Below are 13,947 nucleotides of genomic sequence, written 5' to 3'. Positions count from 1 at the left end.
TATATTTTTTACTCGGGGATATTTTAATTGTTCTCTACATGTGCGATAAGTAATTCATACTCCGCAAACCATTTTCGCCATTGCTCCATCGGAAACTCATCGTGAACAATGCCATTTAGTAAATCACACAGAAGTTCTAAGCAGATATGCCAACCTGCCAAATCTTTAGGCGTATGATCCGTTAGCTCACTGATTGTTTCCTGCAACACCAATATTGAACCTTCGCGAGTCATAGAAAGTTCAAAGCGTACGGAATCTTTTCCCCAATCAAATTCGAGCGTTTGTTGTTTTGCATAATCTGTAATGGTGATTTCCTCAAAAGCATCTGTACCATCATTCCTATTAAAGTGCATTTTGCCGTTTTTTTGAAGATCAATCACTTCTAAATTGCTCATCCACTTCTGAAGCTTGTCATTTTCCGTCAGTACTGCCCAAACAGCATCAATTGAATGGGCAAGGGAGCGTGTGAATGTAACGACATAATTGTTCGGTTGCTTTTGAATAGTAGCAAGCATTAGTATCTACCTCTTTTTTTATAATCATTATAACTTATTTGTCACGCCTTCTTTCATATCTTCTTCTTTCGCTGTGAATCTAAAATAATTTGATTGAGTAAGTGTCTTTTTCTCTCTTGTTTCTCTCAAGGTACCCCCAATTAAAATAGTTCTCGGTTCAGCTATGGAGAAAAGGTGTTCCTATGAAATTTAAAATCAGCTAAAATAAGAATAAAAAAGGAGAGATGATTTTGTCATTTAAAAAAGCGTTAGACTGTTATATAGAAGCAACGAACACACATGATTTCAATAACGTTAAAGAATTATTACATCCCGAAGCGGTTTATTGGTTTACTGATAAAACATGCACATCCCTTGAAGAGATTGGAGCTTATTTCAACCATGCATGGGATCTTATAAAGGAAGAGGTTTATAGTGCTACGAATGTTCAATGGCTTACAGTTGATGAAACATCCGCTACCTGTATATATACATACCACTACGAAGGTTATTATAATGAAAAATTTATATCTGGTAGCGGAAGAGCAACAAATGTATTTACTAAAGTGAATAATGAATGGAAATTAGTTCACGAACATTTAAGCAGTTAGCAGGTGATAGTGCGTATGGAAAATTAGAGAGTATCGGAAAGCATCTAGTTACTTTTCTAGCTGAAAGGTTTGATTTTATGGAGTGTTTAAAAACTGAGGGTGGCTTAGCAGCATTAATAAGGGCAGATACCTGGATGATGGACATTTTAAAAACTGTGGAGAAATTACAGTTACCTGATTGTTGGATATGTGCAGGATTTATGCGCTCTAAGGTATGGGATACTCTTCATGAATATAGCAATAGAACCCCAATTGCCGATATTGATGTCATTTATTTCGATACATTGACGACCTCAGAGGCAATTGAAAAACAGTATGAACAACAATTGCGAAAATATTTACCAAATGAGCCTTGGTCTGTGAAAAATCAAGCAAGGATGCATTTGATAAATAATAGTAACCCTTATCAATGTTCTACAGATGGAATCGCACATTTTCCAGAAACGCCAACAGCAATTGGGGTGAGGTTAAATAATAATTTACTCGAAATTACTGCGCCCTATGGAATCAATCATTTAGTCTCTGGAATTGTTTCTCCTACACCATACTTTCAAAAAGATGAGCGACTGTATAAGATTTATCAACAAAGGATACAGAAGAAACAGTGGAAATCAATCTGGCCGAAGTTACAGATTTTTGACTGAAGTAGAGGAGTGGAAGAGCTTGAACCCAGATAAAAAGCAAATACTGGTACATTACGAAAAATCTATAGTGTGGGTAAAGAACTTGGTGAATGTTACAGAAGAACAGTGGCGAACACCAATAGCTCTTGGGAAATGGTCAGTTGCTGAGGTTATTGGACATCTTATTCCTTGGGATGAATTTGTGGTAAGTAAACGTATTCCGTTTTTATTTACGGAGGACAATCTGCCAAAGTCACCGAATGTCAAGGAAATGAACGCACATGCAGCGCATAGCAGCCGTTTACAAAGTAAAGAAGAAACGATTGAGAAGTTTGTGAATGGTAGACAGCAACTAACGAATGCGCTACATCATTTTACAGATAAACAATGGCAGCAAAGTTTACATATTGGTGGATCAAAACTGACACTTTATCGTTATTTTTCAGGCTTGATGGACCATGATCTGCAACATTTTTTACAGATTCAAAAGGTCCTAAAGTGAAGGTGTAGAATGGAAATTACCGTAAACCAAATAATTGATTATTATGCGCACGCATCTGTGACCTTTTTAGATGTTTTTACCAATAAAATAGAAGCAGGAAGAATGGATGCGGGCCGAACAACAGCTCCTGGAAAGTGTGGGTTAGTCATACCTCTTGCTGGCCGTGCTAACTTTAGTTTCAATGGCACTACTTATACGATGGAGCCAGGAATGGTAGTACATGCAGGCCCTCAAATGCCAATAGAAATCAACGTGATTGGTGATAAGGTGTGGGAATATGCAGTTGTGCATTATCACGTTTCGCCAGAAGTGGGCGCACTCTTCCCACTAACCCAGCAGCATTTCTTGATAAATACAGGTGACAACACAAAAATTATTAACTTTGTACAGCAACTTTTAGAAAGCTATTCAATGCCAGGTAGTATGGCAACATTCAAATCCAAGACGTTATTTATGAATCTAGTGGAAGCCATTCTAGTGTCGGCAAAAATGAAGGTTTTAGATACAACCAGTGAAATGATGGAGCAGGTTTTACAATATATACACGAAAACCATGCAAAGCCACTTTCAATCACAAAAATCGCACAGGAATTTGCTGTGGAGCGTCGTCGATTTGCCGATCTCTTTGAACAGCATACAGGGATGAATCCAAGTAGCTATTTAACCGAATACCGTATAAGAAGAGCAAAGGACTTGTTGCAATCTTGCGATAGTACAATTGCGGAAATAGCAGAATGTGTAGGTTATTTAGATTGCTTTTACTTTAGTCGGGTGTTTAAAAAATGTACTGGATTGTCACCAACCATGTATCGAAAAATGATGAATGAGGAAGCGAGATATGTATAAGTGAGTTGTTTCTTGTATAAAAGAAACAGCTCTTTTTTTAGTGAAAATCGGCAAAAATCCATGTGATAAAAAAATATGTCCATTCACAGCCATTTTTCTCTTTGTTAAAATAGCATCCATAAATGATAATCAATATCAATTAAATATATCCATACTATTGACTTATAATTGAAAATGATTATCATTATCGTTATAGATGTTGAAAATGATTAGGAGCGATTAAACATGAATAAATATTTCAAAATGTGTGCACCTGCACTTTTAGCTTTATCTTTAGCTGCATGTGGTGGCGAGAAAGCGGAAGAGTCTACAGTTGCAACGAGCTCGGCTGCGGAATCGAGTTCTACAGAAACTACGGAACAGTCGACAACTCAGAAAATTACCTATTTAGGGGAGACATATGAATTACCAGCGAAGGTAAATAATATCGTCGCGGCAAGCCTAGAGTCTATGGAAGACGCAGCAATGCTTGGTATTAAGCCTGTCGGTGTACTTGAAATTGCTGGGGAAGTCCCATCATACCTTGCTAAGGATTTTGCAGACGCTAAACTGGTAGGTAACAAAATGGAACCGAATGCAGAGGCTATTCTATCTCTGGATCCAGACGTAATTATAGGAACATCAAAATTCCCTGAAGAAACGGCTGAGAAGCTGAAAAAAATCCAAACAATGATTCCTTATTCACATATTTCAACAAACTGGAAGGATAACTTAACAGTACTTGCACAGCTTACTGGAAAAGAGAGTGAGGCAGAAAAAATCATTGCTGATTATGAAGCAAAAGTGGCTGAGTCACAAGTAAAATCAAAAGAGCAGTTAGCAGACAAGTCTGTGTTAATTATTCGTGTACGTGGCGGTGTGATGTATGTCTACCCTGCGGGAGTTTACTTAAACCCAGTGTTATATGAAGATTTAGGAGCGCCAGTACCAGAGATTGTGAATACTGCAAAAGCTCAGGCTGAACTGTCGCTAGAAACATTAGCAGAGGTAAATCCGGATGCTATCTTCCTACAATTTGAGCAATCTGAAAATACGGATGCACCGAAAGCATTAGAGGAACTTCAAAAGAATCCAATATTTGCCAGCTTAAAGGCATCACAAAATGATCAGATTTTTGTTAATGCGATTGAGCCTTTAGCTCAAGGTGGTACTGCCTGGTCTAAAGTAAAATTCTTAGATGTTGCAGCGGAAAAATTACTTAAATAGTTTAAACAGGCTGGTAGTAGATTTGGTGGTGTCACCGGGCTATTACCAGCCTTTTGTAAGAGAGAGTTCAAATAGAAAAAGGTGTGGAAGTTGAAAAAAACAAATATTGTGTCATTTGCTATATTAGCAGCTACCCCATTCTTGATTACAATTGTGGCGTTAATTTCAGTTATGTACGGTACAAAAGATATTAGTGCATTAACGGTGTGGCAGGCAATAATAGCATTTGACCCTTCGAATGTCGACCACCAGATTATTCGTACAGGCCGTATTCCTAGAATAGCGGCGGTATTACTAGTGGGTGCATTTTTGGCAGTAGCTGGCGCAGTTATGCAAGGTATTACACGAAATTATTTAGCATCACCCTCACTGATGGGTGTTAATGATGGTTCAGCATTTGTCATCACGTTAGCAATCGTATTCTTCCCAGGACTTCCTAATTATCAAATGATTTTACTTTCAATGCTTGGTTCGGCATTGGGAGCTGGGATAGTATTTGGCTTTGGCTCCCTCATTCGAAATGGACTATCACCAGTAAGGCTTGCCATTATAGGAACGGTAATAGGTACATTTTTGAGCAGTATAGCTACAGCAATTGCGATGTATTTCCAAGTGTCGCAAACAGTAAGTGTTTGGTATAACACAAAGGTACATACCGTAGATATTGATATGCTTTTGCTAGCCATTCCATTTGGACTCGTTGGTTTAGTTCTAGCTTTATTATCAGCAAGAGCTATCACCATAACTTCATTAGGTGAAGATATTGCCTTAGGTCTCGGTCAAAAAACGAAAGCAGTAAAAATTATTAGCATGTTAGCTGTTGTGTGCTTAACAGGGACGGCAGTGGCGCTTGTCGGAAAAATAGCCTTTGTAGGGCTAGTAATACCCCATATTACACGTTTCCTTGTCGGTGTAGATTATCGCTTTATAATTCCTTGCGCAGCAGCAATCGGTGCATTTTTCTTGGCGCTCTGTGATGTTCTCAGCCGTTATGTTAATTACCCAATGGAAACGCCAATCGGGGTTTTAACGGCAATAGTTGGTGTTCCGTTCTTCTTATACTTAATTCGTAAGCACGGAGGTGAAAAACGTGCATAAAAATACCTCACGTGTATTTGTCTTAACAATCTTTATACTCATGTTATTTATAGTAGGTGCTAGTTATCTACATATTACAAATGGTGTCTTTGATATGTCTGTCATCGATGTAGTAAAAACATTGTTACGTATTGAACCGAACCCTAAATTTGATTTAGTTATTTTTGAATTTCGCTTACCTCGTATCGTTATCGCAGCACTAGTTGGTATCGGACTAGGGATGGCAGGGGTAGTATTACAAGGCATTACCCGTAATGGTTTAGCAGATCCTGGGATTTTAGGTATTAATGCTGGGGCTGGTGCAGCCGTTGTCATTTTCATGTTTTTCTTCCAACTAAATCTCGTAACAGCGGATATGAGTAGCTGGGTATCCATTTTAATGATGCCTATGTTCGGCTTTGTCGGAGGTGCGATGGCAGCTGCACTCATTTTTTCGTTTGCACTTAAAAATGGTCATTTAGATATGCAACGACTGATATTAACAGGTATAGCCATTAACAGTGGCTTTGGGGCATTATCATTGTTTTTATCATTAAAAATGAATGCGCAGGATTATGAATCTGCTGCTGTTTGGATGGCTGGCTCTATTTATAATGCGAACTGGATTTTTGTTGCGGCTATGCTGCCATGGCTGATAATACTAGGTTTTTATGTCTATAGAAAATCGTATTTACTGGATTATTTTCAGCTAGAAGAAGATAGTATTACGAGCTTAGGCATTGCGGTGGAGAAAGAGAAAATCAAGCTGTTATTAGCGAGTGTCGGCTTAGTGAGTGCGTGTGTGTCCGTATCAGGTAGTATTGGCTTTATCGGTTTAATGGCTCCTCATATAGCGAAACAGCTTGTCGGTATTCAGCATCGCTATGTAATGCCAGCGAGTGCACTAATTGGCGCTTGCTTGCTTGTTATCGCAGACTTTATCGGAAAAACGGTATTTGCACCATCTGAGTTAGCGGTTGGTATTGTCGTATCCATTATCGGCATACCGTATTTCTTATATTTATTAGTGAAATCAAAGGCATAGGAGGAAGTAACATGCAAACTGCATTCCGTATGGAAAATTTATCGTCTGGCTATGAGCAGGTTCGTGTGTTTGAAGGCTTAAATTTATCGATTGAAGAAGGAAAAGTAACAACAATCATTGGGCCGAATGGTTGTGGTAAATCAACACTATTGAAAACAATTGGTCGGATTTTAAAGAAACAGCAAGGGACTGTTTATTTACAGGAGCAAAATATGCAAAATTTATCGTCCAAGGATATTGCTAAAAAGCTTGCTATTTTATCGCAAACGCCTGTTGCACCTGGACAGTTAAAAGTTGAGGAACTTGTTGCCTATGGCCGTTATCCACATCGTAACAATGTCAATCGCTTAACGAAGAAGGATGAAGAAATGATTGAGTGGTCACTATCTGTCACGAATACACTTGATTTTCGTAATCGTGAGCTAGCTCAGCTTTCAGGTGGTCAACGCCAGCGTGTGTGGTTAGCTATGGCATTAGCACAAGAGACAAGTATTTTGTTACTAGACGAGCCAACGACCTATTTAGATATGGCCCATCAATTAGAGGTGTTGGATATTGTCAATAGCTTGAATGAACAGCATGGTTGTACAATTGTAATGGTTTTACATGACATCAATCATGCCGCACGTTATTCAGATCATTTAATAGCAATGCGTCAGGGTGTTGTTATCGAAATGGGTACGCCTAACGAAATTTTATGTGCGGATGTGATGCGCAAGGTATTTCATATTAATGCACGTATCATGGAAGACCCAGCAACAAAAACTCCTGTGTGCTATGGTTATGACATATTGAAGGAGCCAACAGATGAGCATTGAGAAATTAGAAGGAACACTGGATTATTCGAGCTATCAAATTAGCTCGAAGTTCACTGATTATAAATATACAGTTTACATTCATGTGCCACAGGGACAGGCACCGGAAGAGGGCTTCCCTATCTATTATGTGTTAGATGGCTCATCTTATTTTCATTTAGTAAAAGAAGCGGTGCGCCTACAGAGTCGCAATGCACTTAAGACGGGTGTAAATCCGGCAATTGTTGTCGGAATTTGCCATGGAGAAGATATGCAAGAACGACGCTTTTATGACTTTACTGCACCCGCAAAAGAATATAGCTACCCAGCAAGATTTAAAGGGAAGGGCTATGATAAGCATGGTGGGGCAGCGGACTTTCACAGATTTTTAACAGAGGAGTTAAAGCCAAGTATTCAGGCTCAATTCCAGGTTGATGTACACCAACAAACACTTTTTGGTCATTCATTAGCAGGTTATTATGTGCTGTGGCAATTATTTCATGAAAGAACAAGCTTCCAGCGTTATATAGCAATCAGCCCATCGATTTGGTGGAATGATCATGAATTATTACCTTGCACTGCAAAGTTTGTGAAAGAGCAAGCAGCTGTCACGGAAAGATTATTTATTGGCGTCGGTGAACTGGAAACATTTATGGTAGATGATGCCCGACAAATTGTCGGTGATCTAGAGAATATAACGGATATCGCTTTTTATGAGGCATTGGATGAAAATCATGCATCAGTCGTGCCTACTGTCATGAGTAGAGCAATACGTTTTGTGAATAAAAATTAACAAGAATGACCGCATTATCTATTGATAATGCGGTTTAATTATGTTTAAATATACGATAAAATGAATATTTAATCTCAAAAGGGCTGTGCGTATCATGGACATAGTACTAGCAGATATAAAGGATGCTTCGATTATTCATAAGTAATGTTACAGGCGTTTAAAGAGTATGAACATGCAACACCGCCATCGAGTGCATTAAGTGAAACGGTGGCTTCTATTGAACAGGCGTTAAATTTGGGAGAACAAGCATTTATTAGCTATATAAAGGAACAGCTAGTTGCAACGGTGCGATTTAAAGAAAATGATGAGGGGGATGTATTTCTTTCCCTTATCTGTTATTCCAGAACAACAGGGTCAAAGATTAGCCAAAGCATTAATCGTAGAACTTGAAAGATATGCACGTACACAAGGGAAAAAATATGTGAATGTAAAGTTCGAGTGAGCGTACCTAGAAATATTGAATTATACTGTTCACTAGGCTATGTTATTACAAAAGAAGAAATTGTGGAAAATTGCAACAACATCGCTATGGCAAAGGAACTTTCCACTTAGGGGGATTTAACTTGAAGAAAAGATTAGCCTGTTTGCATGCCCATTATTCGAATATTGACTACATTGAGCAAGCATTTTGTAATTTTGAAGAGGTAGAGCTTGTACATTTTGTTGATCCTGGGCTTATGCAACGAGTGAGCCAGGGGGCTGAAGGGTTGTCTCCTAAGGTCAAAGAGCAATTGCAGTGGATAGCGGGTTGTGATGTTGATGGTATTTTAATAACGTGTACAAATTACATTGCGCTTATGAAGGATGAACAGTTATCACTATCAGTTCCCATTATTAAAATTGATGAGCCTTATTTTGAAACCATTTGTAATAACGACCAACATCAAACGATCCTCTTTACGAATCCTGCAACTGTAGAGGGCACGATGGCAAGACTTCAGCAGTTTGCCAAGCAACAAGAAAAGTCTATAAAAGTTGAGGCAAAAGTGATAGATCATACATTTGAGCTGATTATGCAGGGGCAAAAAGAAGCATATAATAAGGCGATCTTACGTTTTCTCCATGAAACTTTAAGGCAACCACAGTTAATTTCGGTTGCACAGCTATCTATGGTAGCGGCTGCACAGCAATTTGAAAAAGAAATGGCGATAGCCATTACGCATCCGCTACAAGCCCTTGTGAGCACTGTTTTAGATCAATTAAAAATCGGGTAAACACTCTGTAACAATTTGTACCAATCAATCGTTTCATAAAGAAAGAGGGATTGGGAGTGATGACATGAAGCAATTTCTTATTTTATGTGGCATCTTGTTAGTCGCTGTTGGGTGTGTCCAAAATGAAAAGACAATCGTTTTACCAGAAGATATTCCTGATTTTGTGCAACTAAGAGATGTTGAAAACATTGAGTGGGATAAGAAGGCAGTTGAATTTGGGGATAGGGGTATTATCGGTAATGAAAACAAATCGGGTGTCATTGGTGTTGGCTTAACAACCTATAAATGGATGTGGCATCTTTGGGGCATTGAAAATATTTATGATACAAAGTTAACGATCGTCGGCTTTCATAAGGAGTCTGCAACAGTACAGCCAATTTTAGTGGATGGTTGGACAATAGGAGTAGGAGGCCCCAATAACGGAGCAGATGCACATATGCCATCCGGAGTTATAATTCCCAAGCCAGGTGAATGGGCAATATTGCTTTATGTGAATGAAAAATTATTCGATACGTTGATTTATGAAATTAATGAGTAAATTGACAACAACATCAGATTAAATAAAATTAGTAAAGGTAATAAAAGTTTATGGCAAAAAACTTATGAATCGGTAATATATTGATTAAATAGAAACGAGGGAGAGCTAAATGAACGATTTACGATATCCAATTGGCATATTTCAATTTCCAGAAGTCATAACAGCACAGCAAGTAAGGGTGTGGATTGAGGATATTCGTCTATTGCCAAGACAACTAGCAGAGGCACTAAGTGGTGCAAGTGAACAATCATTAGCAAAATCCTACCGTGAGAAAGGTTGGACAGTATCGCAGCTAGTCCATCATATTGCGGATAGTCATATGAATAGCTATATCCGTTTTAAGCTAGCACTAACTGAAGATACACCGACCATTAAGCCCTACAATGAAGAACATTGGGCACAACTACCAGATTGTGAAATGCCCGTAGCGACATCCTATAAAATGGTTGAAAGTTTGCATGAGCGTTGGGTTTATTTACTGACAAGCTTAACAGAGGAACAATTACAACGCGCCTTTAATCATCCAGATTCAGGATTGATGACTCTTGAAAAAGCGACTGCCTTATATGCATGGCATGGAAAGCATCATCTTGCACATATTCACATTGCTTTAGCAAACTAGTATAGTATGAAATACTAAATAGGCGACTTCTTGTGAAAGAAGTCGCCTATTTTTTTGTTTTTAAATACAAAACTACATTTATAGGATTAGTTTTGTGTATAAGATTTTTCAATTATTAATGTAGTAGGATTTATCAGTTGTTATTCAATAGTAATACCTGCGCTTGCTGTTCCAGTTAATGTTTGGATAACAGTAACACCAGCAGTTGTAATTGAGAAAACCATTAATAAGCGGTCTCCTGTCACGACTGGAACTGGTGGTACAGTTGCAGAAGCGAATGCAGTTTGACCTACAGCGATTATACCAGTAAAGGCTGGTGCTAAGTTTACAGTTGCACTTGTAGCTGTGAACAGAGTGCTTCCAGCAGGAGCGCGGTAAACTGTTGCAGTTACAGTAGTTGTACCGACAAGCGTAACACCAAGTGTTGCTGTAAATGAAGCAGAAATAGCCGTAATATTACCAGGTCGTGGAACTGAAAAAGCTTCTGTTACAACACCCGATAAGTCAATAGTATTACCAAGAATTGTTGGACCAGGAATCGCAGTACCGAATCCAATTAAACTAGGTGCAGTAATTAAACCAGTAGCTAATGATGCCAAAATAACAGTTGTGATACCAGAAGAGAAAGGAATGATAGAGCCAGTTGCTTGAGGCGGAAGAATACATGCAGCATCAATCGCTACAAAAGGTCCAAGTGCACTACATTCATTATTACAACTAGATGAGCAACCACAACCACCATGATTCATAAAATTATTTGCACACATTTTTTTACACCCCCTTTCTTCATTATTCTATTCATTTAAGAATGGGGAGGGAGGGCAAATATCTTCATAGTGGCTACTATATTTGAAAACAGGCTTTATTTAAGAAGGCTCCTATCACTAGATTAGTTCCTTAAACAGCCATAAAAAGGTCCAATACGTATTTTTTGTACATATTGGACGGTTTAAAAAATTAGTGTTGATCTCATGTATTTATGCCCTATACCCCACAACTTATAGTTAACTCCATTTTCTAAAGAAATTGAAAAACGAATTCTTTTCTTTCTTATTTTCCTTATTTTCTTCTACAGTTGGCCCTGCTATAAGGTCAGGTTGCTTGTTTACCTCTTCAAGTGGCAGATGAATTTCGTCGACTTCCCCTGATGTAGCTTCAAAAACTTTAAAATCATGTGCTGCGGTTGCAGAAGAATTATCGGAATAGACAGGTTCATTTAGTTTTTCAAAATTTTTATGGTGACCCGGTTCGTGAACTTGCTGAGCAATGGCATCATTGCTAGAAGCATTCACCTGTTGAGCATTGACATAGTCGTCAGGTTCAATAGCTTGCTGAACACTTACATAGTCGTCAGGTTCAATAGCTTGCTGAACACTTACATAGTCGTCAGGTTCAATAGCTTGCTGAGCACTTACATGGTCGTCAGGTTCAATAGCTTGCTGAGCATTGACATAGTCGTCAGGTTCAATAGCTTGCTGAGCACTTACATGGTCGTCAGGTTCAATAGCTTGCTGAGCATTGACATAGTCGTCAGGTTCAATAGCTTGCTGAGCACTTACATGGTCGTCAGATTCAATAGCTTGCTGAGCACTTACATGGTCGTCAGATTCAATAGCTTGCTGAGCACTCACATGGTCGTCAGGTTCAATAACTTGCTGAGCACTTACATGGTCGCCAGGTTCAATAGCTTGCTGAGTACTCACATGGTCGTCGGGTTCATGTGTTTTTTCAGATGCTACATCATTGACAGATTCATTAACAATAGAAGAATTTAAGACGTTATTATCGATGGATTCGTTGTTAATAGCAGGCAAAACAGTTTTAGGATCGTAAATACTAACGGGTATTTCCTGTGCGTCAGTAGCCTTTTTAAAATGGAAGGTTGATTCTACAGTGGTATTTCTGTATAGGCCATTATAGATTTGGCTTGGGTGCGTATTTATCGATTGAAAGTATTGTTGATTAAAATGACGTTCTTCGGGCTTATTTCCCTGTATGTCATTTCCTGTAGAAGGTATTCCATTGTTTAAAGTTAATTGCATCGTTGTTGCTTTTCCTGCCAAACTCTGGAGCAATTTATAAGATGGCTGTTTTGATGTAATAGTGGATTGGTCTGGTGTCTGTGTGATTCTAGGATGCCTTTGTGAAGTGTTTGTCGTCGTAGGAGAATTTTTTTCAATGGTAGGTGCAGCTAATGTGGCTGGAGCTTCATTAACTTCAATTGTTAGTAATCGGTTTAACACTGTAAAAATTTCTTGATTCATTTCGTCAATGGTTTGATTCAAGGACTCAATTTGTGTCGATAGCAGCTTTATTTGATCCTCATATCCCCTGATGTGTGAATTTTGCTTATCATCTAATGTTTCTGTGAGCCCTTCCAAATGTGCCATTTGCGTTTTTAGTCCATCAAACTCGTTTTTCATAAATAGAAAATCTTCAATTGACGTCCCCATTTTTAATGAAGTTAATGTTTCCCTGTAGGAGTTGATTTTCTGTTTTAATTTTTCAATTTCTTGAGTGGAGTACAATTTAGAGTCTTCCATTGCATTTCACCCCTTTCAGTCCTTTAATATTTTATTAAAAATATTGTCTTTCTGTTACAAATACACCGGTCCTTTTCAACATTTAAGTTCCTCTTTAAAAGGAGTCCTTTGTAAGTAAACATGATGCATAACGATATGTGTGACTTTTAATAAATATCATGCAGAACTATTTATTAGCCCATGCACTTATAGCTAGAATACATATGCTACAAACGAAAGATAAAAAACTTATGGAGGTGTCAAAAGGATGCAAGATATTATGCCATCCCAGGCGCAGGAACTAATTTGTATAAATGTCGATAAGGTATATGACTGGATTGTAAAGGAAATGTCATTTGATATTTCTCCTACAGGACCAATTACTTTCCCAGGCGTAACACCAGGGACTATTTTGACGGGTGCAACAGTTACATGTAGAGTAATTCCAGCAGCTACAAATCCAATTGTTATCTTGAACCGTGAGAATCGCCAATTCTCTATTGATGGATCAACAGTTTGTCTACAGCATTTAAACATCCAAAAGAATTTCATTCTTACGATTGTTGTTACTTTACCTACTGGTACTGTTTTCACAAGCACAGAAATCCCGGTTTCACGCTGTGAGCAAGTTACATTATGTGCACCTAAAGGGACAGATGTAGAAATTTTATATACGGATTTAGATTGCTTCGTATGTACAACTGGAACACTTACAGCTGGAACAGGTACAATCACGTTTTCTGCGTTAACAATTACTGTAGCTGTTTGTCAAAGTATCCAATCTACTTTCCCAGTTACTGTAGAATTCTTAGCAACTTTCTGCGAACCAAGAGCAGATTTACCATTCTCATGCCCAACTGCAGTACGTCCAAAGCAATGCTCTATTATTTTCCCAACTGGCGGTTAATAGTGCTAACGCATAACAAAAAGTCATATCTTGAAGAGAGGGTAATCCTCTCTTTTTTTTCTGTTTAGGGCAGTGCTGGCGGATTAACTAGGGGCAGGCGCCTCGATAGTTGTACTTTAATGTATTTGGTTAAATATCCTATACAAAAAAAGG

At 38.3% G+C, this 13,947-nt stretch carries 17 protein-coding genes; 14 read left to right on the top strand and 3 right to left on the bottom strand.

All coding sequences use genetic code 11. The annotated features are described in order from the left end of the window. Positions 1 to 23: 23 nt before the first annotated feature. Positions 24 to 515, bottom strand: coding sequence for an SRPBCC family protein (locus C9J31_RS21945; protein ID WP_107948686.1), 492 nt, complete (start codon positions 513 to 515; stop codon positions 24 to 26). Between the two features lie 224 nt (positions 516 to 739). On the opposite strand from C9J31_RS21945, the gene C9J31_RS21940 reads away from it, so the two are divergent. The 13 genes from C9J31_RS21940 (at position 740) to C9J31_RS21880 (ending at position 10,365) form a co-directional block, all read left to right on the top strand. Continuing rightward, positions 740 to 1,105, top strand: a complete 366-nt coding sequence (locus C9J31_RS21940) for a YybH family protein (protein ID WP_425312808.1) — start codon at positions 740 to 742, stop codon at positions 1,103 to 1,105. Then, positions 1,072 to 1,749, top strand: a complete 678-nt coding sequence (locus tag C9J31_RS21935) for a nucleotidyltransferase family protein (protein WP_338016343.1) — start codon at positions 1,072 to 1,074, stop codon at positions 1,747 to 1,749. Before C9J31_RS21940 ends, C9J31_RS21935 begins: the two co-directional genes overlap by 34 nt. Before the next feature lie 19 nt (positions 1,750 to 1,768). Beyond that, complete coding sequence (locus tag C9J31_RS21930; protein WP_107948690.1) at positions 1,769 to 2,230, top strand: DinB family protein; 462 nt, start codon at positions 1,769 to 1,771, stop codon at positions 2,228 to 2,230. A gap of 9 nt (positions 2,231 to 2,239) precedes the next feature. After that, positions 2,240 to 3,076, top strand: a complete 837-nt coding sequence (locus C9J31_RS21925; RefSeq protein WP_235616227.1) for a helix-turn-helix domain-containing protein — start codon at positions 2,240 to 2,242, stop codon at positions 3,074 to 3,076. A 225-nt stretch (positions 3,077 to 3,301) separates the two neighbouring features. Then, positions 3,302 to 4,282: an ABC transporter substrate-binding protein gene (locus C9J31_RS21920; RefSeq protein WP_107948692.1), complete on the top strand. Its 981-nt coding sequence runs from the start codon at positions 3,302 to 3,304 to the stop codon at positions 4,280 to 4,282. A 90-nt stretch (positions 4,283 to 4,372) separates the two neighbouring features. After that, positions 4,373 to 5,380, top strand: coding sequence for a FecCD family ABC transporter permease (locus tag C9J31_RS21915; RefSeq protein WP_107948694.1), 1,008 nt, complete (start codon positions 4,373 to 4,375; stop codon positions 5,378 to 5,380). Further along, on the top strand, positions 5,373 to 6,404 hold the full coding sequence (locus tag C9J31_RS21910; protein WP_274520161.1) for a FecCD family ABC transporter permease: 1,032 nt from the start codon (positions 5,373 to 5,375) through the stop codon (positions 6,402 to 6,404). The genes C9J31_RS21915 and C9J31_RS21910 overlap by 8 nt, the downstream gene beginning before the upstream one ends. 11 nt (positions 6,405 to 6,415) lie before the next feature. Next, complete coding sequence (locus C9J31_RS21905) at positions 6,416 to 7,222, top strand: ABC transporter ATP-binding protein (RefSeq protein ID WP_054768657.1); 807 nt, start codon at positions 6,416 to 6,418, stop codon at positions 7,220 to 7,222. Next, on the top strand, positions 7,212 to 7,991 hold the full coding sequence (locus C9J31_RS21900; RefSeq protein ID WP_107948695.1) for an alpha/beta hydrolase: 780 nt from the start codon (positions 7,212 to 7,214) through the stop codon (positions 7,989 to 7,991). The genes C9J31_RS21905 and C9J31_RS21900 overlap by 11 nt, the downstream gene beginning before the upstream one ends. Before the next feature lie 144 nt (positions 7,992 to 8,135). Further along, the gene (locus tag C9J31_RS23880; RefSeq protein ID WP_238602066.1) at positions 8,136 to 8,381 is read left to right on the top strand and encodes a hypothetical protein; all 246 of its coding nucleotides are present in this window, start codon (positions 8,136 to 8,138) and stop codon (positions 8,379 to 8,381) included. A gap of 173 nt (positions 8,382 to 8,554) precedes the next feature. After that, positions 8,555 to 9,205, top strand: coding sequence for a hypothetical protein (locus C9J31_RS21890; protein ID WP_107924054.1), 651 nt, complete (start codon positions 8,555 to 8,557; stop codon positions 9,203 to 9,205). Between the two features lie 64 nt (positions 9,206 to 9,269). Continuing rightward, complete coding sequence (locus tag C9J31_RS21885) at positions 9,270 to 9,743, top strand: DUF4871 domain-containing protein (RefSeq protein WP_107948697.1); 474 nt, start codon at positions 9,270 to 9,272, stop codon at positions 9,741 to 9,743. 109 nt (positions 9,744 to 9,852) lie between these two features. Then, positions 9,853 to 10,365, top strand: a complete 513-nt coding sequence (locus tag C9J31_RS21880) for a YfiT family bacillithiol transferase (protein ID WP_107924055.1) — start codon at positions 9,853 to 9,855, stop codon at positions 10,363 to 10,365. Positions 10,366 to 10,505: 140 nt separating this feature from the next. Here C9J31_RS21880 and C9J31_RS21875 read toward each other — a convergent pair whose 3' ends face one another. After that, a complete protein-coding gene (locus tag C9J31_RS21875) occupies positions 10,506 to 11,132 on the bottom strand; it encodes an exosporium glycoprotein BclB-related protein (RefSeq protein WP_054768654.1) in 627 nt (208 codons plus the stop codon). A gap of 237 nt (positions 11,133 to 11,369) precedes the next feature. After that, positions 11,370 to 12,908 carry a hypothetical protein gene (locus C9J31_RS24405; RefSeq protein ID WP_107948699.1) on the bottom strand — a complete coding sequence of 513 codons (1,539 nt, stop codon included), beginning with the start codon at positions 12,906 to 12,908 and terminating at the stop codon, positions 11,370 to 11,372. 247 nt (positions 12,909 to 13,155) lie between these two features. On the opposite strand from C9J31_RS24405, the gene C9J31_RS21865 reads away from it, so the two are divergent. After that, a complete protein-coding gene (locus C9J31_RS21865; protein WP_054768311.1) occupies positions 13,156 to 13,794 on the top strand; it encodes a BMQ_0737 family morphogenetic spore coat protein in 639 nt (212 codons plus the stop codon). The last annotated feature ends 153 nt before the right edge of the window (positions 13,795 to 13,947 follow it).

This window comes from Lysinibacillus parviboronicapiens (assembly GCF_003049605.2).
GTDB lineage: Bacteria > Bacillota > Bacilli > Bacillales_A > Planococcaceae > Lysinibacillus > Lysinibacillus parviboronicapiens.
This window is presented reverse-complemented; position numbering and strand designations above follow the sequence as displayed.

Excerpts from the sequence above, each read along its gene's own strand:
- C9J31_RS21945 (WP_107948686.1), bottom strand. The coding sequence starts at position 515 with ATGCTTGCTACTATTCAAAAGCAACCGAACAATTATGTCGTTACATTC.
- C9J31_RS21940 (WP_425312808.1), top strand. The coding sequence starts at position 740 with ATGATTTTGTCATTTAAAAAAGCGTTAGACTGTTATATAGAAGCAACG.
- C9J31_RS21935 (WP_338016343.1), top strand. The coding sequence starts at position 1,072 with ATGGAAATTAGTTCACGAACATTTAAGCAGTTAGCAGGTGATAGTGCG.
- C9J31_RS21925 (WP_235616227.1), top strand. The coding sequence starts at position 2,240 with ATGGAAATTACCGTAAACCAAATAATTGATTATTATGCGCACGCATCT.
- C9J31_RS21920 (WP_107948692.1), top strand. The coding sequence starts at position 3,302 with ATGAATAAATATTTCAAAATGTGTGCACCTGCACTTTTAGCTTTATCT.
- C9J31_RS21905 (WP_054768657.1), top strand. The coding sequence starts at position 6,416 with ATGCAAACTGCATTCCGTATGGAAAATTTATCGTCTGGCTATGAGCAG.
- C9J31_RS21900 (WP_107948695.1), top strand. The coding sequence starts at position 7,212 with ATGAGCATTGAGAAATTAGAAGGAACACTGGATTATTCGAGCTATCAA.
- C9J31_RS23880 (WP_238602066.1), top strand. The coding sequence starts at position 8,136 with ATGTTACAGGCGTTTAAAGAGTATGAACATGCAACACCGCCATCGAGT.
- C9J31_RS21885 (WP_107948697.1), top strand. The coding sequence starts at position 9,270 with ATGAAGCAATTTCTTATTTTATGTGGCATCTTGTTAGTCGCTGTTGGG.
- C9J31_RS21880 (WP_107924055.1), top strand. The coding sequence starts at position 9,853 with ATGAACGATTTACGATATCCAATTGGCATATTTCAATTTCCAGAAGTC.
- C9J31_RS21875 (WP_054768654.1), bottom strand. The coding sequence starts at position 11,132 with ATGTGTGCAAATAATTTTATGAATCATGGTGGTTGTGGTTGCTCATCT.
- C9J31_RS24405 (WP_107948699.1), bottom strand. The coding sequence starts at position 12,908 with ATGGAAGACTCTAAATTGTACTCCACTCAAGAAATTGAAAAATTAAAA.
- C9J31_RS21865 (WP_054768311.1), top strand. The coding sequence starts at position 13,156 with ATGCAAGATATTATGCCATCCCAGGCGCAGGAACTAATTTGTATAAAT.